The organism is Bradyrhizobium sp. NBAIM18, from assembly GCF_020193825.1.
Lineage (GTDB): Bacteria > Pseudomonadota > Alphaproteobacteria > Rhizobiales > Xanthobacteraceae > Bradyrhizobium > Bradyrhizobium yuanmingense.
In genome coordinates, this window is the sequence record NZ_JADYVO010000032.1 from 14,444 (window position 1) to 36,457 (window position 22,014).

The following is a 22,014-nucleotide window of genomic DNA, read 5'->3' on the forward strand; positions in this document are numbered from 1 at the left end:
CCGGGTCAAGCCCGGCAATGACGAGCACATGTCGTCCGCGCCGCTTACCTCTCGTTCGTAAACACGATCGTGCCACTCGCCGCGAACATGCCGCCGACGCCGTGGCACACCGAAACCTTCGCGTTCGGCACCTGGGCCGGCGCGATGCCGCGCATCTGACGCACGCTCTCCTGCAGCGCGTACATGCCGTACATGCCCGAGTGCATGTAGCTTAATCCGCCGCCATTGGTGTTGAGCGGCAGCTTGGCCCCAGGCCGTGTGTTGCCGTCCGCGATGAACTGGCCGGTTTCCTCGTAAGGCATGAAACCGAGATCGCCGAGGCCGAACAGCGGCAGATGCGCGAACGCGTCGTAGATCATGAGATGGTCGACGTCGTTGTGCGCGATGCCGGCCTCCTTGAACGCCAGCGGCCCGGCCGTCTTGAACGCACGCGAGGAGTTGAACGTCTCCATCTGGCTGACCATCGGCGTTTCCACGCTCTCGCCGGTGCCCATGATGTAGACCGGCTTGCGCGGAAAATCCCTGGCGCGGTCGGCCGAGGCCAGGATCAGCGCGCCGCCGCCGTCGGTGACGAGGCAGCACTGCAGAAGCCGGAACGGGTAGGCGATCATGCGCGAGTTGAGGACGTCGGCAACCGTGATCGGGTCCTTCATCAACGCGCGCGGATTCTTCGCCGCCCATTCCCGCTGCACCACCGCAACCGAAGCCAGCTGCTCGTGGGTAATGCCGTAGGTCTTCATGAAGCGCAGCACGGGAATGGGGAACATGCTTGGCGGGCCGTAGACGCCGTAGGGCGCCTCGAACTGGCCGTTGAGGCTGTCGGCCGGCGTCGAGCGCGGCAATTTGCCGATCATCGACTTGCCGCTTTCGGCATGGGTGATCAGCACCGTCTTGCAGAGACCCGCCTCGATCGCCGCCGCGGCGTGGCGGACATGCAGCATGAAGGAGCAGCCGCCGACCGAGGTGCCGTCCACCCAGGTCGGCTTGATGCCGAGATAGTGGCAGACCTGCTGCGGCGTTTCGACCGCGGTGGCAAAGCCGTCGATGTCGGACAGCTTCAGCCCGGCGTCGGCAATGGCGTTGAGCGCGGCATCCGCATGCAGCTGGAGCTGCGAGGCGTTCGGAATGACACCGAGCTCTGTGGTCTCGGCCGCGCCGACGACGGCAACCTGGTTCTTGCGCATGGCCTTACCCCTTCGCCGGGCGGAAGACGGGGAGGGTGATCTTGTCGTCGAGCTCCTGGAACGCGACCTCGAGCTTCATGTCGAGTTCGAGCGCCTCGGGGGTCTGCGGGCAGTCGATGATGTTGCTCATCATCCGCGGGCCCTCGTCGAGCTCGACCACCGCGATGGCGTAAGGCGGCGTGAAGCCCGGCGCGGCCGGACGATGGTTGATCACGTAGCTGTAGAGAAAGCCCTTGCCGCTGGCCTTGAAGATGCTGACCTTGCGCGAGGCGCAGGAGGGGCAGAACGGGCGCGGCGGGAAGTAGACATGGGCACAGGCATCGCAGCGCTGCAGGCGCAATTCGCCGGCCTTGGTGCCGTCCCAAAAGTGCTGGGTCTCCGGCGTCGGTTTCGGTCGCGCGCGCTGCGGTTCGGCCATGTGGGCGGCTCCTCCCAAAAGACAGGCCCCGCGCCCGCCGGTTTCGAACTTGATGCGACAATCGACCATGGCGCGTCAACGGTCCAGCAATGCGCATGCATGCCATCATGCGCACAATGCTTGTGTCGAGCTGAGCCAGCGCTATAGATTGCGCGCGAAATATTCCGTGAGACAGACATGCCTGATTTTCCGACACTGGCGCAGCTTGCCGAAGACCTCGAAAGCGGCCGCACCACCTCCCGCAAATTGGTCGAGGCCTGCCTCGCCAGGATCGCCGACCCCGCGGGCGAGGGCCAGCGCGCCTTCATCCATGTCGACAAGGACGCCGCGCTCGCGGCGGCCGATGCGATGGATGGCTTGCGCAAGGCCAAGGCGGCGCCGTCGCGCTATGCGGGCATCCCGGTCTCGATCAAGGATCTGTTCGACATCAAGGGCCAGGTGACGCGCGCCGGCTCGCGCGCGCTGGATGACTCAGCCCCGGCCGAGCACGATGCCTCGACGGTGGCGCGGCTGCGCAAGGCCGGCTTCGTCGTGATCGGCCGCACCAACATGACCGAGTTCGCCTATTCCGGCATCGGCATCAATCCGCATTATGGCACGCCGAAGGGGGCCTGGAACCGGTCCGAGGGCCACGTGCCCGGCGGCTCGTCCGCCGGCGCGGCGGTGTCCGTGCTCGACGGCATGGCGCATGGCGCGCTCGGCACCGACACTGGTGGCTCCTGCCGGATTCCGGCCGCCTTCAACGGCATCGTCGGCTACAAGCCGACGCAGCGCCGCGTGCCGCTCGACGGCTCGGTGCCGCTGTCGTTCTCGCTCGATAGCATCGGGCCGCTGGCACGATCGGTCAGTTGCTGTGCCATACTCGATGCCGTGCTCGCGGCCGAGCCGATCGTCGCCTTGAGGCCGCGGCCGATCCAGGGCATGCGCCTCGCGGTGCCCACCACGATCGCGCTCGACGATCTCGACGCAGAGGTGGCCAAGACCTTCGAGCGCGCGCTGAAGACGCTGTCCGATCACGGCGCCATCGTCGAGCGTATCGAGATGGCGGAGTTCCATGACGTCGGCCCGATGAACGCCAAGGGCGGTTTTGCGGCCTCCGAGAGCTATGCCTGGCACCGCTATCTCATCACGGCCAAGGGCGACGTCTACGATCCCAGGGTGGCCGTGCGCATCATGCGCGGCGAGGCGCAGAGCGCGGCCGACTACATCGATCTGCTCAACGAGCGCCGCTCGCTGATCGCGCGCGTCAATGCGCGCATCGCGCCCTATGACGCGCTGGTGCTGCCGACCACGCCCAATACGCCGCCGAAGATCGCCGACCTCGCCGACGATCAGGCATTCACCCGCGAGAACATTCGCGCCTTGCGCAATTGCAGCCTGATCAACCTGATCGACGGTTGCGCCATCTCGCTGCCCTGTCATCGCGAGGGCGACGTTCCCGTCGGCCTGATGCTGGCGGGCGCAGGCGGCTCGGACCGCCGCATCTTCGAGCTTGCTGCCGGCATGGAGGCCGTCATTCGTGTTTGACCTGACTTTCACCGTCGACGCCAAGGACACCACCACGCCGCTGACGCTGGCGATCGACCAGCTGGTCATCGCCGGCTGGACCGGCCGCGACACGGTCGCGCGCGACAAGCACATCGCCGAGCTGGAGGAGATGGGCATCGCCCGGCCGGCCTCGACGCCGATCTACTATCGCGCCTCGGCGCGCCGGCTGACCCAGGAGGACAGCATCGAATGCACCGGTGGCGATTCCTCCGGCGAGGTCGAGTTCGTGCTGATCGGCTGGCAGGGCCGCATCTTCGTCGGCTGCGGCTCCGATCACACCGACCGCAAGGTCGAGGCCTACAACGTCACGGTCTCCAAGCAGATGTGCGACAAGCCGATCGCCTCCACGCTGTGGGAGCTGGAAGACGTCATCGGTCATTGGGACAAGATGATCCTGCGCTCCTACGCCACCATCAAGGGTGAGCGTGTGCTCTACCAGGAGGGCACGCTGGATGCGATGCTGCCGGTCGCCGACCTCATCGCGCGCGGCTTTGACGGTGGCAAGTTCCCCGACGGCTGCGCCATGTTTGGCGGCACCTTCGCCGCCAAGGGCGGCATCCGCCCGGCGGATCGATTCGACTTCGAGCTGGAAGACCCCGTGCTGAAGCGAACGATCAGGCACGGGTACGACGTCGCGACGTTGCCGGTGAGGGGGTAACTCGCGCCACAAGCGACGGCCTCGTAGGGTGGGCAAAGCGAAGCGTGCCGACGTATTGCGAAGACGTGGGCACGGCGCAAGAGCGCCTTTGCCACCCTACGAAACTGCCGGTGAGGGGCTGATCTCTCTCCGCGTCATTGCGAGCGAAGCGAAGCAATCCAGGGTCTCTCCGCGGAACCAGTCTGGATTGCTTCGTCGCAAGGGCTCCTCGCAATGACGGGGAGAGAGTCATCGGAAATCGGGTGGTTGTGGCGCCCGGGATCTGCGACACCCACATCCGTCATTCCGGGGCGCGCCCACTTGGGCGCGAGCCCGGAATCCATACTCCCGATCGTGGTTATGGATTCCGGGCTCGCGACTGCGTCGCGCCCCGGAATGACGGATGTGGATAGGATCGTCGCCATGGCCATCGCGAAACTCGTTTCCGCTCTCGATGAAACAGCCAACCTCGCCTCCCATGTCGACGCTCTCGACTGGCCGCAGATCACCGCTGAGCTCGACTCCCAGGGCTGCGCCGTCCTGAAGAACCTGCTGACGCCGGACCAATGCCGCGCCATCGCCGCGCTCTACCCGGACGATGCGCAATTCCGCAGCCGCATCGTCATGGGCCGCCACGGTTTTGGCCGCGGCGAGTACAAGTACTTCGCCTATCCGCTGCCCGATCTGATCGCGCAGCTCCGCCCGGCGCTCTACGCGCACCTTCAAGCCGTCGCCAATCGCTGGAACGAGGCGATGGGGATCGACATCCGCTATCCCACCGCGCACGCGGCGTTCCTGAAGCGCTGCCACGACGCCGGGCAGACGCGGCCGACGCCCCTGCTGCTGCAATATGAGGCCGGTGATTACAATTGCCTGCACCAGGACCTCTATGGCGAGCACGTGTTCCCGCTCCAGGTCGCGATCCTGCTCTCCGATCCCGGACGCGATTTCACCGGTGGCGAATTCGTGCTGACCGAGCAGCGTCCGCGCATGCAGTCGCGGGCCGAGGTGGTGCCGCTGGCACAGGGCGATGCGGTCGCCTTCGCTGTGCATCATCGTCCGGTGCAGGGGACACGCGGCACCTACCGCGTTAATCTCCGCCATGGCGTCAGCCGGATCAGGTCCGGCCGGCGCCACACGCTGGGTGTGATTTTTCACGATGCCAAATGAGTGGAGCCGTTGACGGCTGATTTGTTCGATAGCGTCGCCGAAGCCCAACCGTCGCGCGAAAACATCGCCGACGGCGCCGTGCTGCTGCGCGGCTTCGTCAAGCCGATCGAGAGCGGGCTGATCGACGCCGTGCGCGCCATCGTGGCGCAATCGCCGTTCCGGCGGATGACGACGCCGGGCGGCCATCTGATGTCGGTGGCGATGACCAATTGCGGCGAGCGCGGCTGGATCACCGATCACACCGGCTATCGCTATGATCCCATCGATCCGCGCACCGGTGCGCCATGGCCGGCGATGCCGCCGCTGTTGGCCGATCTCGCCCGCCGCGCCGCGGAGCAGGGCGGCTTTGAAGGCTTTGCCCCCGATGCCTGCCTCGTCAACCGCTACGAGCCGGGCACGCGGCTGTCGCTGCATCAGGACAAGGACGAGCTGGACTATTCCGCGCCGATCGTCTCGGTCTCGCTCGGCCTGCCCGCGACCTTCCTGTTCGGCGGCCTCGCGCGCAATGACAAGCCGCGCCGCTTCCGCCTCGTCCATGGCGACGTGGTGGTCTGGGGCGGGGCCAGCAGGCTCGCCTATCACGGCGTCGCGCCGCTCGCCGACGGCGAGCATCCGCTGCTCGGCCGGAAGCGGATCAATCTGACCTTCCGCAGGACGCGCTGACGCGTTTCCTCGCCGCCTTCGCTCGTCTAAGCTTCGGGCGGGGAGGCGGCGACATGACCACCACACAGAACTCGACCGGCACGGGCACGGCGAACCGCACGGGGCTTTATCTCGCAGGCCTGCAATTGGTGTTCACGCTGGGCTGGACGACCTACGTTGTCTACCTGCCAAAGCTGGCCGCAGAGGTCGGCATCGCGCCGTCCGCCGTGATCCTCATCTGATGCTGGATCAGGCGATCTTCACCATTGCGGACACCGCGATGGGAATCGCCGCCGACAAGCTCGCGCCCCATGTCGGCAGGCTCGGCCTGTTCGTCGCCCTCGTGACCGCGATCTCCTGCGGCGCCTTCGTCGCGCTTCCGTTCGTTGCCGGAGCCGGTGCGGCGGCGCAGGGCTGGTTCATCGCGCTGATCGTGATCTGGTCGATCACGTCCTCTGCGTTGCGGGCGCCGCCTCTGACCTTGCTCGGCAAGTACCGCGCCAAGCCGCAAGTGCCGTTCCTCGCCGCGCTGACCATGCTAGGCTACGGCGTCGCCGGCGCGCTCTCGCCCTATCTCGGCGTGGTGCTGCGCGAGCACGATGCGCGGTTGCCCTTCGTGATCTCCAGCGCGGTGCTGCTCCTGACCGCGCTCGGGCTGTCGCGCATCGAGCATGACGTGGCACGCGACACCGCGCCGCCCACACCGGACGAAGCGGCAAAGCCGCTCGGTCTCGTCCCGATCGCCTTCATCGTCGCGATGATCGCGCTCGCACTCGGCTACCAGCTGCACTTTCCATGAACAGCGCGCCGTTCTATCTGCGCTTTGCAGCTCCCGGCGACCTGCAATGGCTGATGCCGGTATTCTGGATCGGCTTCAACATCGCGATGTTTCCGGCAAGCCTGATCGTCAAGCATCGCGGCGGCCTCGTCGTGATGGGTGCCGCCGGCCTGTTCGGTGCGGTGGCGATTGTGGCGGCCGAATTCGCCGGCAATCTCAACACGCTGATCGCCGCGCAATTTCTCGCCGGAGCCGCGTGGGGCTGCATGCTGATGAGCGCGGTCTCGGCTGCGCTCGCGATCGGCTCGACCGGCGCGGAAGGCAAGGTCACGGGCCTCGTCTTCTCCGCGCTTGCTCTCGGCACCTTCGCGCGGATGGCGGCGGTTGCCGGCGGGCCTGGAGAAGATGCCGGAATACACGCCGCTGCTGCACTGGGCGCCGGTCGCCTGCTGGTCGGTCGCAGGCGCCGGTCTGCTGGTGATTGCAGCCGCGCGGCTACAGGGAGCGTCCGGCCTCAAGGCTTCGGCGGGTGAATGAAAGCCCACGGGCTGACTTCGGAATCCCTGGGCACCTCGACTGAAATCAGCACCGGCCCGCCGTGGCCGAGCGCCTTCTCCATCGCCGCCTTGAACTGCTCCGGCGCGGTGACGCGCGCCGCGGCGACGCCAAAGGATTCCGCGAGCTTGACGAAATCCGGATTGACGAGGTCGGACGCCACCACGCGGCCATCGAAATGCTGGCGTTGGTCGCGGCGGACATTGCCGTAGGCGTTGTTGTTGAACACCAGCGTCACCACGCCGATGTTGAACTGCACGGCGGTGGCAAGCTCCTGCACGCCGAACATGAAGCCGCCGTCCCCGGTGATGGCCACCACCGGCTTGTCGGGATTGGCGACCTTGGCGCCGAGCGCGGTCGGGAAACCCGAGCCGAGCGTGCCCTGGTAGCCCGAAGTGATGAAGGTGCGCGGCTGGTACACCGGAAAGCCGTACCAGGAGGCGAAGCCGACCTGCGATAGTTCGTCGGTGACGATCGCGTTCGCCGGCAGTACCTCGCGCAGGATGTTGAGATAGGCCATCTGCGGCTGGACCCGCTGGATCTCGGCTTGCGCGGCCGCGGTGGCCTCGCGGATCGTGCCGCGCCGTCCGGAGGTCTTGCTGTAGCCGGCCTTGCGCACGGCGGCGGCGAGATCGCGGGTAGCGGTCTTGGCATCGGCGACGATCGCGGTGTCGGACGAGAACCGCCGCATCTCGACCGGATCGATGTCGATGCGGATGCACTTCAGGCCAGCGGGCCGATACGGCCAGCGCGACATGGTCGGCAGCTCCAGCCGCGTGCCGATGCCGATCATGAGATCGGTATTCGGCCACAGCCTGTAGGCCGCGGCCATGGTGAGCCCGAGCTCGTGTGCATTGGAGACGATGCCGCGGCCGCTGCGGAAGGCGACCACGGGCGCATCGATCATCTCGGCGATCTCGAGGATTTCCTCGCCGGCTTCGATCGCGCCGCTGCCGACGAAGATCATCGGCGCCTTGCTGGTCCTGATGAGCGCAGCGGCCTGCTTGATCATATCAGGATCGGGCTGCGGCGCCGGCAGCGGCTCCAGCACCTGCGCAGGCACTGTTGCCGCGCGCTGCGTGAAGACGTCCCAGGGCATCTCGACCGAGGCGGGGCCGCGCCGTCCCGACATCATCTCCTGGAACGCGCGCGCGACGATCGTAGGCGCATTGCCCGGATATTCGATGCGCTCGGCCCATTTCACATAGGTGCGCAAGGTCGCGAGTTGGTCCGGCATCTCATGCAGATGGCCGCGACCCTTGCCCAGGAACGAAGTCGGCACCTGGCCGGTGACGCACAGCACCGGCTCGTTGCAGCCGAACGCGGTGAGCAGCGCGGCGCTGGCATTGAGCACGCCCGGGCCGGGCACGACGCTGAACACGCCGGGCCGGCCGCTGGAGCGGGCATAGCCGAATGCCATGTAGCCGCAGGCCTGCTCGTGCCGCGCGCCGATCACCTTGAGCTGGGCCTGGTGGAAGGCGTCGAACAGGCCGTAGACCTGCGCTCCCGGCAGGCCGAACACGGTGTCGACGCCGTGGGCGACAAGGCCGCTTACGATCGCTTCGCCGCCGGTGAGGGTGGTCATTGCATCATTCCACTTCGTTTGTTGGCCAGGCCTCGTCGACGACGCCGTTGCGCAAGCGCCCGATCCCCTCGGCCTCGACCTCGACAACGTCGCCGGGCTCTAGATATCGCGGCGGATCGAACCGCGCACCGGCTCCGGTCGGCGTGCCCGTGACGATGATATCGCCGGGGACCAGGGTTGCGAAGGTCGAGATATAGTTCAGGAGATAGCGGAACGAAAACATCAGCCGGCTGGTGCGATCGTCCTGCCTGAGCTCGCCGTTGACATGCGTGGTCAGCCTGATGTCCTCGATCTGCGATTCCCGCGCGTAGGGCACGAGCCACGGGCCGAGGCTGCCGCTGGAATCGAAGTTCTTGCCCTGCGTCACGTTGAACTTGGCGTGGCGCAGCCAGTCACGCACCGAGCCCTCGTTGCAGAGCGTGAGCGCGGCGATGTGATCGAGCGCCGCGCTTTCCGGAATGTGCCGGCCTTGCTTGCCGATCACCAGCACGATCTCGCCCTCATAGTCGAGCTGCGCCGAGGCGCGCGGGCGCACCAGCGGCGTGTCGTGGCCGACGAAGGAGCGGGGCGAGCGCATGAACATGCTCGGATATTTCGGCGCCTCCTGGCCGTCCTTGTACTCGGCATTGCGGTCGGGATAGTTGACGCCGATGCAGATGATCTTCTCCGGCGCCGGGACCGGCGGCAGCCAGGTGATGTCGCCGAGCGCGTGATCCGGTTTGCGGCCGGCGGCCTCTTCGGCAAAGCTGATCAGCTTGCCCGCAGCGATCACCTCGCGCAGCGTGGGATAGTCTCTGGCGTGACGCGCGGAGAGATTGACGATGCCGCCCTCCAGGACGGCGCCATAGCTGACATCACCCTTGACGGAATAGGTGGCGAGACGAGGCAGCTTCATCAATCCGCCACCAGCACATCGGCCACGAATTTCGGCTCGCGCACGGCCTGCCCCGTGAACGGCGAGCCCTGCTCGAACCAGGAGCGCGGGGCAGGGGCGCCCCACAGCGTTTGGCGGCGGGGATCGCGCAGCGACCAGCGCAGCGGCTCGTGGTCGTGATCTCCGGTGAAATAGTCGCTGGTGTAGAGCTCGAGGCGGTGTCCGTCGGGATCGCGCACATAGAGGAAGAACGCGTTCGAGATGCCATGGCGTCCGGGCCCGCGCTCGATGTTCTTCACAAAACCTTGCGAAGCCATGACGTCGCAGAGGTGGATGATGTTCATCGCCGTCGGCGTCCAGTAGGCGAAATGGTGCAGCCGCGGGCCCTTGCCGTTGGTGATCGCAAAATCGTGGACGTTGCCCTTGCGATGCATCCAGGCCGCGGCGATGCGCCCGTTCGGCCCGTCCTCCTCGGCATATTCGGTGAGGCGAAAGCCGAGCCGGGCGTAGAATTCCATCGTGTCCTGCACTTCTGCGGCGAAGACGTTGAAATGGTCGAGCCGCTGCGGGTGGCAGCCTCGGTAGAGGTCGTAGCGGCGCAGGAGATGCGGCCGCCGCTCCATCGCCGCGTAGAGCTCGATTCTAAAGCCGAATGGATCGGTGAATTGCAGCGTGCGGCCCTGGAACGACTGGTCGACGAAGGTGTAGGCGAGGCCGTTCTCGGACAGGAACGCGGCGGCCTTGTCGAGATCTTGGTCGTTGCCGACCTTGAAGCCGAGCCGGGCGCAAGCCGGCACCGCGGCCTTGCGCAGCACCAGCGAGTGATGCTGGTGCTCCTCGGCCGCGCGCAGGTAGACGGTCTCGTCGTCGGCGTCCTCGACATGCAGGCCGACAATGGTCTCATAGAACTCGCGGCTCAGCTTCAAATCGGTGACGTCGAGCACGACGTGGCTGGAGCGGATGATGTTGAACGGCGGTTCGAAGACATGTTGCGGTACCGGCATGTGCGTTTCCCCTCTCTCGGCTTCGTCATTCCGGGGCGTGCGAAGCACGAACCCGGAATCCATTCATCCACCAACTCTGCTGCTCGATGGATTCCGGGTTCGGCTCTTCGAGCCGCCCCGGAATGACACCGCCGCTAGATTCCCAGCTTCTGAATCTTGTGCGTGCCCCGCGCCAGCGAGACGTGCTTGGTTTCCATGTAGAAGTCGAACGAGTAGTCGCCGCCGTCGCGCCCGATGCCTGAAGCCTTCATGCCGCCGAACGGCGTCGGCAGGTGGCGGACATTCTCCGAGTTCAGCCAGATCATGCCGGCCTCCAGCGCATCGGCAACGCGCAGCGCGCGTCCCATGTCATTGGTCCAGACATAGCCGGTCAGACCGTAACGGATGTCGTTGGCGATCTCAATCGCGTCCGTCTCGTCGCGGAACGGCAGTACGGTGAGGAACGGCCCAAACACTTCTTCCTGCGCCACACGCATCTTGCCGTGCGCGCCAGTGACCAAGGTGGGCTCGACGTAATGCCCGCCGCCGGGGCCGTCGTAGGCCTTGCCGCCGACCGCGATCGTCGCGCCGTCCTGGCGCGCCACGTCGAAATAGGAGCAGACCTTTGCTAGATGCCGCTCATGGATCAGCGGCCCGATCTCGGTGGCGGGATCGAGGGGATGGCCGACCTTGAGCGCCTTCACCCGCGCCGTCAGCTCCTCCACGAATTCTTTCGCGATGCTCTGCTGGATCAGCAGGCGGCTGGAAGAGGTGCAGCGCTCGCCGTTGAGCGAGTAGATCATGAACACGACGGCATCGAGCGCGCGGTCGAGATCGGCATCGTCGAACACGATCACCGGATTCTTGCCGCCGAGTTCGAAATGCACGCGTTTTAGCGTGGGCGCGCCCTGCATCATGATGGCCGAGCCGGTCGCGCTCTCGCCGACGAAGCCGATTGCCTTGATGGCGGGATGCTCGGTCAGCGCCTTACCCGCTTCCTCGCCGAAACCGTGCACGGTGTTGAGCACGCCGTCGGGGACGCCGGCTTCCTTCACGAGCCTTCCCAGAATGGAAGCGGTCACCGGCGACCACTCGGCTGGCTTGTGCACGACGGTGCAGCCGGCCGCCAGGGCAGGGGCGATCTTCCAGGTCGAGAGCATGAATGGCGTATTCCATGGCGTGATCACGCCGACCGGGCCGATCGGCACCCGCGTGGAGACGTTCCAATGCTCGTCACTCGGCGTGTTGTGGCCGTCGCGTGCTTCGGCGCATTTGTCGGCGAAGAAACGGAAATTCTCTGCGGCGCGGATCGCGGCCTTGGCCATGAAGCGATAGGCCTGCCCGGTGTCGATGCATTCGAGCACCGCGATGTCGTCGGCATTGTCCTCGATGGCGTCGGCCACCCGATGCAGCAGCTTCTTCCGCATGGCCGGACCCATGTCGCGCCAGGACTTGAAGGCGAGCGCAGCCGCAGTCGCCGCCGCGTCGATATCTTCGGCATTGCCGCGCGCGACGCTGGCGAGCACGGCGCCATCGACCGGTGACCTGGTCTCGAACGTCTCGCCCGAGATCGAGGCGACGGTCTTGCCATCGATCATGTGGCCAATGCCGTCCGCGCGCAGAGTCTTCAGCAGCGGCGCGACGCGGTCGCGGTTGGCCTGGAACAGATCGGTTTTCGGCGTGGGCTTATCCATGAGCGGCCTCCGCTTTCAGGGCGTCGTGAATGTTGTTGCGCTTCCAGCTGGTGTCCTTGTCGTTGATCTGCATGTCGAACGACAGGGCGAACTTGCTGGCGGCGAAGACGGGATCGAGATGTCTCGAGAGCGCCTGGAAGACGTGCTCGCCAGCTTTCTGGCGCGTCCCGAGATCGCGCCCCTCGCCGATGCGCAGCACCATGTCGAGAAAGCCGTAATCCTGCTTTGCATCCGCAATCGCATAGTGCTCGCAGCGGATGGCGCGGACGCGGATGCCGCCGAGCGGGAAGATGCCAGTCTCGACCGCTGCGTTGCGTACGACCTCGCACACCGCACCGATGTCGAGACGGCCGTCGAGATTGGCCGAATATTCGATGGTGAAATGCGGCATCGCGGTTTCACTCCCTGTCTTCGTTCGTTCTACGCGAAGTAGCAGCTCACCGAGCCATAGGCGCCATAATCGGCCTGGATTGTGTCGCCCTTGCGGGTCTCGATCGGACGGATGAACGAGCCGGCGAGCACGACCTGGCCAGGCTCGAGCGCCAGCCCAAGCGGGGCGATCTTGTTGGCGAGCCAGGCGACGGCAGTCGCGGGATGGTTGAGCACGCCGGCGGCAAGGCCGGTCTCTTCCAGCTGGCCGTTCTTGAAGCACAGCGCACCGATCCAGCGCAGGTCAGCATCCAGCGGGCGGATCGGCCGCCCCCCGAGCACGATGCCGGCATTCGCCGCATTGTCGGCGATGGTGTCGAAGATCTTTCGCGTCGCCTTGGTCTTGGGATCGACGCGCTCGATCCGTGTATCCAAAATCTCCAGCGCCGGCACCACGAAGTCGGTGGCGTTGAGCACGTCGAATAGCGTGCAGTCGGGCCCTGAAAGGCGCTTGCTCATGACGAAGGCGAGCTCGGCCTCGACGCGCGTCGCGATGAAGCGCTCGGTCGGCACCAATCCGCCATCGGCAAAGAACATGTCGTCGAGCAGCACGCCGGAATCCGGCTCGTCAATGCCAAGCGCGCTCTGCATGGCCTTCGAGGTCAGGCCGATCTTGTGGCCTTTGACCACGCGCCCCTCGGCGATCTTGACGTCGACCCAGGCCTTCTGAATCGCATACGCATCCGAGATGCTGATGTCCGGGAAGTCTTGCGAGAGCTGGCGGATCTGCGTGCGCGTCTTCTCCGCCTGGTGCAGACGCCTCGCGCAAGCTTGGATATCGTCGTTGGAAAGCGCCATTTGTGATCTTACAAATCGTGGTGCCGCGAGATACTTAACATGTTAAGTGAATGCGTCAAACACAAATTCGGCTTGTTGCACTGCAAACGTTTTGCGGCTTGAAAGGGCGGTCATGACCAAGAAATCCGTCGATCCCGCCAACGGTCACCCGCCTGCCGCGCGGCAAGTGCCGATGCGCGATTTCTCGCGTTCGCTGCCGATGTCGCTGCTGCGGGCCCGGGAAGCTGTGATGCGGCAGTTTCGTCCCTCGCTGCGCGAGCACGGCCTGACCGAGCAGCAATGGCGCATCCTGCGGGCGCTGGCGGCGATCGAGGCGGTCGAGGTCACGGAACTCGCGCGCACCGCGTTCCTGCTCGGGCCCAGCCTGTCGCGCATCCTGCGAGACCTCGAGGCGCGCAACCTGATCGAGCGCAAGACGGCGAAAGCGGATCAGCGCCGCAGCATGGTCTCCATCTCGAAGGAGGGGCTGAAGCTGATGGCCTCTGTCGCGCCGACGTCGGAGGCGATCTATGCCGAGATCACGCGGCGTTTTGGCGCCCGCAAGCTCGCCGAATTGCAGGAGATGCTCGGCGAACTCGAACGGAGCCTTGCGGGGCTCGGCAGCACCGATGATACCCTCGCGGAGGGATGAACCCTGATATGCGTGCGTGCGCGGCGAGAGCCATGGACATTGACGCTTTTTTTCGCTCAAAGTGCGGCCCAACCCGATCCGCGGCGAAGTGAGAGCAACAGGGAAGGAAAGGCAACGTGGCCAATAAAGTCAAAGAGATCTGGAAGTCGGGCAAGGCGGTCGTCAACGCGTGGCTTGCCATTCCCTCCGGCTTCTCGGCCGAGATGATCGCGCAATGCGGTTTCGACAGCGTCACCGTCGACATGCAGCACGGCGTGCAGGACTATCTCTCGATGGTGCAGTGCTTCCAGGCCATGGACAAGCATCCGATCACCCCAATGGTCCGCGTGCCCTGGAACGAGCCCGGCATCATCGGCAAGGTGCTCGACGGCGGCGCCTATGGCGTGATCTGCCCGATGGTCAACACGCCGCAGGAAGCCCGGAACCTGGTCTCCTATTCGAAGTATCCGCCGAAGGGCGTGCGCTCCAACGGTCCGATCCGCGCCGGCATGTACGGCACCGCCGGCTCCTATCAGAAGACGGCCAACGACGAGATCGTGCTGCTGCCGATGATGGAGACGCGGACCGCCGTGGAGAACATGGAAGCGATCCTCGACGTCGAAGGCCTCGACGGCGTCTATATCGGCCCGTCCGATCTCGGCTTCTCCTACGGCCTCGAGCCCAAGCTCGACCGCAGCGAGCCCGAGATCCTCGCGATCTACGAGAAGATCATCAAGGAATGCGGCAAGCGCGGCCTCAACCCCGGCATCCATTGCAGCGGCGCCGAAGGCGCAGCGCGCGCCATCAACATGGGCTTCAAGCTGGTGACGCTGTCCAACGAAGTCGGCCTGATGACGACCTACGCCAAGATGCAGGTGAACGCGACCCGCAAGGATTCGGGCGGCAAGGCCTGAGAAACTCGCGAATGGCGAATGGGGAGTAGCGAATAGGGCTACTCCCTTTTCCATTCGCCACTCGCCATTCGCTATTCGCCTCCAAAGGAGACTTCCATGACCATCAGTCCCGTCATCCGCCTGCATCCCGATGATGGCGTGGTGATCGCGCGCGCGAGCCTGCCGCCGGGAACAGTGGTCGCCGACGGCGTCACCACGGTCGATCGCATTCCCTCCGGCCACAAGGTTGCGATCAAGCCGATCGCTGTTGGCGAGCCGATCAGGCGCTACGGTCAGATCATCGGCTTTGCCACGCAAGCCATTGCGCCGGGCCAGCACGTGCACGTGCAGAATTGCGGCATGGGTGATTTCTCGAAGGACTATGCCTATTGCGCTGACGTCAAGCCGACGCCGAATTTCGACCTGCCGGCGACCTTCGAAGGCATCCGCCGTCCGGACGGCCGCGTTGCCACGCGCAATTATATCGGCATCCTCACCTCCGTGAATTGCAGCGCGCATGTCGCCAGCCTCGTCGCCGACGTCTTCAAGAAGAATCCCTTTACCGGCGACAATCCGCTCGCCGACTTCCCCAACGTCGACGGCGTGGTCGCGCTGACCCACAAGACCGGCTGCGGCATGACGCAGAACGAGCCGCTGGCGCTGCTCCGCCGCACGCTCGGCGGCTATGCGCGGCACGTCAATTTCTCCCACGTCATCGTGCTCGGTCTCGGCTGCGAGGTGAACCAGATCGGCGGCCTGATGGAAGAGCAGAAGCTTGCCGGCCGCCTGCGCGCGATGGACATCCAGGAGGTCGGCGGCACGCGCAAGACGGTCGAAGCCGGCATCGCCTTCGTGCGCGAGGCGCTGACTGACGCCAATAAGGTCAAGCGCGAGACGGTGCCGGCGAGCGAGCTCACCGTGGCGCTGCAATGTGGCGGCTCGGACGGCTATTCCGGCGTATCGGCCAATCCCGCGCTCGGCGCGGCCAGCGACCTCATCGTGCGTCACGGTGGCACCGTGATCCTGTCGGAGACGCCAGAGACCTACGGCGCCGAGCACCTGCTCACGCGCCGCGCTGTCAGCCGCGAGGTCGGCGAGAAGCTGGTCGACCTGATGCGCTGGTGGGACGAATACACGACGCGCGAAGGCGCCGAGATGAACGCCAATCCCAGCCCCGGCAACAAGGCCGGCGGCCTCACCACGATTCTGGAGAAGTCGCTCGGCGCGATGGCGAAGGCCGGCACCACCAACCTCGTCGAGGTGCTGCGCTATGCCGAGCCCGTCACCAAGAAGGGGTTCGTGTTCATGGACACGCCCGGCTACGACCCGGTGGCCGCAACCGGACAGGTCGCCGGCGGCGCCAACCTCGTCTGCTTCACCACGGGCCGCGGCAGTGTGTTCGGCTGCAAGCCGGCGCCCTCGATCAAGCTCGCCACCAACACGCCGATGTACAAGCGCATGGAGGAGGACATGGACGTCAATTGCGGCACCATCCTCGAAGGCGAGGAGAGCGTCGAACAATGCGGCCAACGCATCTTCGAACTCATTCTCAAGACCGCCTCGGGCCAGCCGACCAAGAGCGAGAGCTTCGATTTCGGCGGCGCCGAGTTCGCGCCCTGGGTGCTGGGCGCAACGATGTAGTCGCGCGTCGCGCGAGCACCGTCACGCGGCGCGATCAAGAGCCGCGGTATCCGATGATTGCAACCGGAATCGGAGCGCGTGTGGCGATCCGAAATACAACGGCCGTTCGCTAAGTAATGATACGGAGGCGGGCGCCTCGCGCAAAAAGTTCCCGGCTTACATCTGGTTAACACTGTTGCCGTAGACAGGAGGCGATGCGGCTTCACAGCGTGGTGGGGCCGGCGTGATTTGAGGATCGAGCCGATGCAAGCGATACGTCCCACTGGGGTGGAAAATCTCCTCGGTGAGGAGGAGCTGATCGTATCGAAGACCGATCTCAAAGGCCGCATCACCTACGCCAACGACGTCTTCATCCGCATGGCGAAGTATTCGTGGAAGGAGCTGATGGGCGCGCCCCACAGCCTGATCCGCCATCCCGACATGCCGCGCGCCGTGTTCAAGCTGCTCTGGGATACACTGCAGTCCAAGCAGGAGATCTTCGCCTACGTCGTCAACCTGGCGAAGGACGGCAGTCATTATTGGGTATTCGCCCACGTCACGCCGACATTCGACGAGCGTGGCAACATCGTCGGCTATCACTCCAACCGTCGCAAGCCGGATCCCGCGCAGATCGAGCGCATCAAGCCGATCTACAAGACGCTGTGCACTGAGGAGGCGCGGCATGCCAACGCCAAGGAGGGCATGCAGGCGAGCTTCGAGGCGATGGTCGGCCTGCTCAAGCAACAGGGTGTCGGTTACGATGAATTTGTGCTCTCTCTCTAAGGCGCAGGGAGCGACCGCGCTCGCGTGTGGTCTTGCCGTCGTTGCGTTCGTTCTCTCGCTTCTCGGCATGACCGGGATCGCGAGTGCCGCTTCTCTCGGCGCGACGATCGCGCTCTCCGGCTATGCCGTCTGGTGCCAGCACCGCACCGCGGTTGCCGTCGACGAGGTCGCCGCTGTGTGCCGCAAGGCGGCGGGCGGCGATCTCGAGGCGCGCATTCTCAGTGAGCGGCAGGCCGGGCGCATCGGCGCCATCCAGAAATCGGTCAACGACATGCTCGACATTACCGATGCGTTCCAGCGCGAAGCTTCGGCGTCGATGGACTATGCCAGCCGCGGCAAGTATTTCCGCAAGATCCTGGCGCGCGGATTGCCCGGCTCGTTCCGCCGCTCGGCGACCGTCATCAATACCGGCACCGACAGTCTCGGCCGCCGGGTCGTCGAGATCGCGGACCTCGCCAGGCGGTTCGGCACGCATCTCGATCAGGTTGCGGGCACGCTGATGGGCGCCGCGACCGATCTCGAATCTGACGCCGGCCAGATGGCGGCGGCGGCGGAGAAGACCAGCCTGCAAACCTCCGGCGTGCTCTCCGCGTCCGACCAGGCCTCGCGCAACGTCGCCACTGTCGCCAGCGCCGCCGAGCAGCTCGCATCGTCGATCGCCGAGATCAATCGCCAGGTCGCCGGCTCGACCGCGAGCACGGGGCGGGCGGTGAACGAAGCTAATCGCGCCGGCAGCGAGATCCGGAGCCTTGCGGACGCCGCGATGCAGATCGGCGACGTCGTCAAGCTGATCAGCGAGATCGCCTCGCAGACCAACCTGCTCGCGCTCAATGCCACCATCGAGGCGGCCCGCGCGGGCGACGCCGGCCGCGGCTTCGCCGTGGTGGCCTCCGAGGTCAAGAGCCTCGCCAACCAGACCGCGAAGGCGACCGAAGAGATCAGCGCCAAGGTTGGCGAGATGCAGCAATCGACCACCAATTCGGTCGCCGCCGTCGAAGCGATCGCGGAGACCATCGCCGAGATCAACGGCATCACCGCCTCGATTGCCGCCTCGATCGAGCAGCAGGGCGCGGCAACGCGCGAGATCGCCCGCAACGTTCACGAAGCCTCCGCCGGCACCTCGCAGGTCTCCTCCAACGTGACGGGCATCAGCGAAGCCGCCGCCGACACCGGCCGCGTCGCTGCCCGCGTCAACAGCGCCTCCGAACGCGTCCACGGCGAAGTCGAGACGCTCCGCCGCGAAGTGACCCAATTCCTGCAAAGGCTGACGTCGGCAGCGTAGCGTTTCTGCAAACGAGATCGTCATGCCCGGGCTTGTCCCGGGCATCCACGTTCTTGGTTCTGCGCGGCAAAGGTCGTGGATGGCCGGGACAAGCCCGGCCATGACGCCGTGGAAGCAGCACCGCGCCAACTCTAACGTCGGATGCGATCGCCCCCACGGCGATCGGGATAGTTCCTAGGCACCCCGTGCCCGTTGTTAGTGCTTGATCGCGTTGACCTCAGGTGTTCTGCTCAAAAATGCTGCTGGAGCACCGCATCCCGTGTCGATCTACGTCGCGCTACACCACGTCACGCATTACAAATATGACCGCCCGATCGACCTTGGCCCGCAGACCATCCGGCTGCGACCGGCCCCACATACACGCACGCCGATCCTGAGCTATTCGCTCAAGGTCACGCCTTCCAATCATTTCGTGAACTGGCAGCAGGATCCGCAGGGCAACTGGCTGGCGCGCTACGTCTTTCCGGAGAAGACCACCGAGCTGAAATTCGAGGTCGACTTCACGGCGCAGATGACCGTGGTCAACCCGTTCGACTTCTTCGTCGAGCCCTATGCCGACAGCTTTCCGTTCGAATATCCCAAGGATCTGAAGACGGAGCTCGCGCCGTATCTCGAGACCATCAAGCCCGATCGCCTGTTCGCCAAGTTCCTCGATTCGATCCCGCATGAGGCCCCGAACACGGTCAATTTCCTGGTCGACCTCAATCGCGAGATCCAGAAGAAGGTCCGCTACATCATCCGCATGGAGCCGGGCGTGCAGACGCCGGAGGAGACGCTTGTCTCCGGCGCAGGCTCATGCCGCGACTCCGCCTGGCTCTTGATCCAGACCTTGCGCCATCTCGGGCTCGCCGCCCGCTTCGTCTCGGGCTATCTGGTCCAGATCCGTCCCGACATCGATCCGATCGAGGGGCCGCCGGAAGTCGAGAACGATTTTACCGATCTGCACGCCTGGGCCGAGGTCTATCTGCCGGGTGCCGGCTGGATCGGATTCGACGCGACCTCGGGTATGCTCGCAGGCGAGGGGCACATCCCGGTCGCAGCCACGCCGCACTACCGTTCGGCGGCGCCGATCTCCGGCGGGGCCGGCTTTGCCGAGGTCGAGTTCTCCTTCGACATGAGCGTGAAGCGGATCCGCGAGGCGCCGCGCATCACAAAGCCGTTCTCCGACGAATCCTGGGCGCGCCTCAACGACCTCGGCGAGCAGGTCGACGGCGATCTCGCCAGCGCCGACGTGCGCCTCACCATGGGCGGCGAGCCGACCTTCGTCTCGGTCGACGATCTCGAGGCGGGCGAGTGGAATACGGAGGCCGTCGGCCCGACCAAGCGCGCGCTCGGCGATGATCTGATCCGCCGCCTGCGCGCGCGCTTCGCGCCGGGCGGGCTGCTGCATTACGGCCAGGGCAAATGGTATCCGGGCGAGAGCCTGCCGCGCTGGGCCTTCGGCCTCTATTGGCGCAAGGACGGCGTGCCGATCTGGAAGAACGCCGACCTCATCGCCAAAATCGAAAATCCGCGCCGTGCCGAGGTGAAGGACGCCGAGGCCTTCATGGAAGGCACGGCGGCCCGGCTCGGCCTCGATGCCGGCTACATCATGCCGGCTTATGAGGACACCGCGTACTGGCTGCAGAAGGAGGCCGAGCTTCCCGTCAATGTCGATCCCTCCGATTCCAAATTATCCGATCCGGAAGCCCGCGCGCGGATGGCGCGCGTCTTCGACGAGGGCCTCAACACACCGCGCGGCTTCGTGCTGCCCGTGCAGCGCTGGAATGCACCGCCGCGCTGGCGCAGCGAGCGATGGCAACTCCGGCGCAGCCATCTGTTCCTGATGCCAGGCGATTCGCCGCTCGGTTTGCGGCTGCCGATCGGCTCGCTTGGTTACGTCCCGCCCAACCAATATCCCTACATCGTCGAGCAGGACCCGATGGAGCCGCGGGACAAGCTGCCGGTGTTCACGCTCGCCGCGCGTCCGGAAGCCCCGCCGCGGGCGGCGCCCGAGCAGCTCAACACCTCCGTTCCGGTGCGCACCGCGATGTCGGTCGAAGTCCGCGACGGCGTGCTCTGCGCCTTCATGCCGCCGGTCGAGCGCATCGAGGACTATCTCGAACTGGTTGCCGCGCTCGAAGCCACCGCGGAGGAGATGCAGCTACAGGTCCATGTCGAAGGTTATCCGCCGCCGTTCGACCCGCGGATCGAGGTGATCAAGGTGACGCCCGACCCCGGTGTCATCGAGATCAACATCCAGCCGGCCAGGAGCTGGCGCGACGCGGTCGAGATCACCACCGGCCTCTACGAGGATGCGGCCAAGGTCCGCCTCGGCGCCAACCGCTTCCTGGTCGACGGCCGTCACACCGGCACCGGGGGCGGCAATCACGTCGTGGTCGGCGGCCCCTCACCGCAGGATTCGCCGTTCCTGCGTCGGCCCGATCTTCTGAAGAGCCTGGTGCTGTATTGGCAGCGCCATCCGGCGCTGTCCTATTTCTTCTCCGGTCTTTTTATCGGCCCGACCAGCCAGGCGCCGCGCATCGACGAAGCCCGCCACGACAGCATCTACGAGCTCGAGATCGCGCTCTCGCACGTGCCGCCGCCCAGCTACCAGACGCCGCTCTGGCTGGTGGACCGGCTGTTCCGGCATCTATTGGTCGACATCACCGGTAACACCCACCGCGCCGAGATCTGCATCGACAAGCTCTATTCACCGGAAGGGCCCACGGGCCGGCTCGGCCTCGTCGAATTCCGCGCGCTCGAAATGCCGCCGGATCCGCGCATGTCGCTGGCGCAGCAGCTCCTGATCCGCGCGCTGATCGCAAAGTTCTGGCGTGAGCCGCTGAGCGGCAAGTTCGTGCGCTGGGGCACCGCGCTGCACGACCGCTTCATGCTGCCGCATTTCATCTGGGAAGATTTTCTCGATGTGCTCGGCGAGCTCAAGCAATCGGGCTATCCGTTCGAGCCGGAATGGTATCTGGCCCAGCTCGAATTCCGCTTTCCCGCTTTCGGCCGCATCTACCATGGCGGCGTGACGCTGGAGCTGCGACAGGCGCTGGAGCCCTGGCACGTGCTCGGCGAGGAGGGCTCGGCCGGCGGCACCGTGCGCTATGTCGATAGCTCGGTCGAGCGGCTCCAGGTCAAGGCCGAAGGCTTCGTCGAGGGCCGCCACGTCGTCACCTGCAACGGCCGCCGCCTGCCGATGACCCCGACCGGCCGCTCTGGCGAGGCCGTGGCCGCCGTCCGCTTCAAGGCCTGGCAGCCGGCCTCCGGCCTGCACCCGACCATCCCCGTGCACGCGCCGCTGACCTTCGACCTGATCGATACCTGGAACGGCCGCTCGCTCGGCGGCTGCGTCTACCACGTCGCCCATCCCGGCGGGCGCAACTACGACACCAAGCCGGTCAATACCTACGAGGCCGAGGCCCGGCGGCTGGCGCGCTTCCAGGACCACGGCCACACCCCGGGTCCGATGCAGCCGCCGCCCGAGGAACGCACAAATGAATTTCCGCTGACCCTCGACTTGCGGACCCCGCTCCTGCAATGAGT

General features: G+C 65.7%; 18 protein-coding genes and 1 pseudogene. 11 read left to right on the top strand and 8 right to left on the bottom strand.

Features of this window, described 5'->3' with window-relative positions; all coding sequences use genetic code 11:
• Nucleotides 1-44: 44 nt before the first annotated feature.
• Nucleotides 45-1,184, bottom strand: a complete 1,140-nt coding sequence (locus I6F17_RS35250; protein WP_225131083.1) for a thiolase — start codon at nucleotides 1,182-1,184, stop codon at nucleotides 45-47.
• A 4-nt stretch (nucleotides 1,185-1,188) separates the two neighbouring features.
• Nucleotides 1,189-1,602, bottom strand: a complete 414-nt coding sequence (locus tag I6F17_RS35255) for a Zn-ribbon domain-containing OB-fold protein (RefSeq protein ID WP_027558650.1) — start codon at nucleotides 1,600-1,602, stop codon at nucleotides 1,189-1,191.
• 177 nt (nucleotides 1,603-1,779) lie between these two features.
• Between I6F17_RS35255 and I6F17_RS35260 the strand changes: the two genes are divergently transcribed.
• From I6F17_RS35260 to I6F17_RS35280, 5 genes and pseudogenes are all read left to right on the top strand, one after another.
• Nucleotides 1,780-3,129 (top strand): amidase, encoded by a 1,350-nt coding sequence (locus I6F17_RS35260; RefSeq protein ID WP_225131082.1) that lies wholly within the window; start codon nucleotides 1,780-1,782, stop codon nucleotides 3,127-3,129.
• Nucleotides 3,122-3,808, top strand: a complete 687-nt coding sequence (locus I6F17_RS35265; protein WP_225131081.1) for a DUF2848 domain-containing protein — start codon at nucleotides 3,122-3,124, stop codon at nucleotides 3,806-3,808. Before I6F17_RS35260 ends, I6F17_RS35265 begins: the two co-directional genes overlap by 8 nt.
• Nucleotides 3,809-4,210: 402 nt before the next feature.
• Nucleotides 4,211-4,957, top strand: a complete 747-nt coding sequence (locus tag I6F17_RS35270) for a 2OG-Fe(II) oxygenase (RefSeq protein WP_225131079.1) — start codon at nucleotides 4,211-4,213, stop codon at nucleotides 4,955-4,957.
• A 9-nt stretch (nucleotides 4,958-4,966) separates the two neighbouring features.
• On the top strand, nucleotides 4,967-5,620 hold the full coding sequence (alkB, locus tag I6F17_RS35275) for a DNA oxidative demethylase AlkB (RefSeq protein ID WP_225131077.1): 654 nt from the start codon (nucleotides 4,967-4,969) through the stop codon (nucleotides 5,618-5,620).
• A 53-nt stretch (nucleotides 5,621-5,673) separates the two neighbouring features.
• Nucleotides 5,674-6,914, top strand: a pseudogene (locus tag I6F17_RS35280) (MFS transporter).
• Here I6F17_RS35280 and I6F17_RS35285 read toward each other — a convergent pair.
• The 6 genes from I6F17_RS35285 to hpaH form a co-directional block, all read right to left on the bottom strand.
• A complete protein-coding gene (locus I6F17_RS35285) occupies nucleotides 6,892-8,517 on the bottom strand; it encodes a thiamine pyrophosphate-dependent enzyme (RefSeq protein ID WP_225131075.1) in 1,626 nt (541 codons plus the stop codon). The pseudogene I6F17_RS35280 and the gene I6F17_RS35285 overlap by 23 nt on opposite strands.
• Before the next feature lie 4 nt (nucleotides 8,518-8,521).
• Nucleotides 8,522-9,412: a fumarylacetoacetate hydrolase family protein gene (locus I6F17_RS35290; protein WP_225131074.1), complete on the bottom strand. Its 891-nt coding sequence runs from the start codon at nucleotides 9,410-9,412 to the stop codon at nucleotides 8,522-8,524.
• Entirely contained in the window at nucleotides 9,412-10,395 is a 984-nt protein-coding gene (gene hpaD / locus I6F17_RS35295) for a 3,4-dihydroxyphenylacetate 2,3-dioxygenase (protein WP_225131073.1), read from the bottom strand. The genes I6F17_RS35290 and hpaD overlap by 1 nt, the downstream gene beginning before the upstream one ends.
• A 134-nt stretch (nucleotides 10,396-10,529) precedes the next feature.
• A complete protein-coding gene (gene hpaE / locus I6F17_RS35300; protein WP_225131072.1) occupies nucleotides 10,530-12,068 on the bottom strand; it encodes a 5-carboxymethyl-2-hydroxymuconate semialdehyde dehydrogenase in 1,539 nt (512 codons plus the stop codon).
• Nucleotides 12,061-12,459 (bottom strand): 5-carboxymethyl-2-hydroxymuconate Delta-isomerase, encoded by a 399-nt coding sequence (locus I6F17_RS35305; protein WP_225131071.1) that lies wholly within the window; start codon nucleotides 12,457-12,459, stop codon nucleotides 12,061-12,063. Before I6F17_RS35305 ends, hpaE begins: the two co-directional genes overlap by 8 nt.
• A gap of 29 nt (nucleotides 12,460-12,488) precedes the next feature.
• Nucleotides 12,489-13,295: a 2-oxo-hept-4-ene-1,7-dioate hydratase gene (gene hpaH / locus I6F17_RS35310; protein ID WP_157281290.1), complete on the bottom strand. Its 807-nt coding sequence runs from the start codon at nucleotides 13,293-13,295 to the stop codon at nucleotides 12,489-12,491.
• Nucleotides 13,296-13,407: 112 nt separating this feature from the next.
• On the opposite strand from hpaH, the gene hpaR reads away from it, so the two are divergent.
• The 6 genes from hpaR (at nucleotide 13,408) to I6F17_RS35340 (ending at nucleotide 22,012) form a co-directional block, all read left to right on the top strand.
• Nucleotides 13,408-13,926 (top strand): homoprotocatechuate degradation operon regulator HpaR, encoded by a 519-nt coding sequence (gene hpaR, locus I6F17_RS35315; protein ID WP_036044620.1) that lies wholly within the window; start codon nucleotides 13,408-13,410, stop codon nucleotides 13,924-13,926.
• Nucleotides 13,927-14,042: 116 nt separating this feature from the next.
• Nucleotides 14,043-14,819 carry an aldolase/citrate lyase family protein gene (locus I6F17_RS35320; protein WP_225131070.1) on the top strand — a complete coding sequence of 259 codons (777 nt, stop codon included), beginning with the start codon at nucleotides 14,043-14,045 and terminating at the stop codon, nucleotides 14,817-14,819.
• Between the two features lie 96 nt (nucleotides 14,820-14,915).
• A complete protein-coding gene (locus I6F17_RS35325; protein ID WP_225131069.1) occupies nucleotides 14,916-16,439 on the top strand; it encodes an altronate dehydratase family protein in 1,524 nt (507 codons plus the stop codon).
• 243 nt (nucleotides 16,440-16,682) lie between these two features.
• On the top strand, nucleotides 16,683-17,201 hold the full coding sequence (locus I6F17_RS35330; protein WP_036006163.1) for a PAS domain-containing protein: 519 nt from the start codon (nucleotides 16,683-16,685) through the stop codon (nucleotides 17,199-17,201).
• On the top strand, nucleotides 17,179-18,483 hold the full coding sequence (locus tag I6F17_RS35335) for a methyl-accepting chemotaxis protein (RefSeq protein ID WP_225131068.1): 1,305 nt from the start codon (nucleotides 17,179-17,181) through the stop codon (nucleotides 18,481-18,483). Before I6F17_RS35330 ends, I6F17_RS35335 begins: the two co-directional genes overlap by 23 nt.
• Nucleotides 18,484-18,742: 259 nt before the next feature.
• Complete coding sequence (locus I6F17_RS35340; protein WP_225131067.1) at nucleotides 18,743-22,012, top strand: transglutaminase family protein; 3,270 nt, start codon at nucleotides 18,743-18,745, stop codon at nucleotides 22,010-22,012.
• Nucleotides 22,013-22,014: the final 2 nt, after the last annotated feature.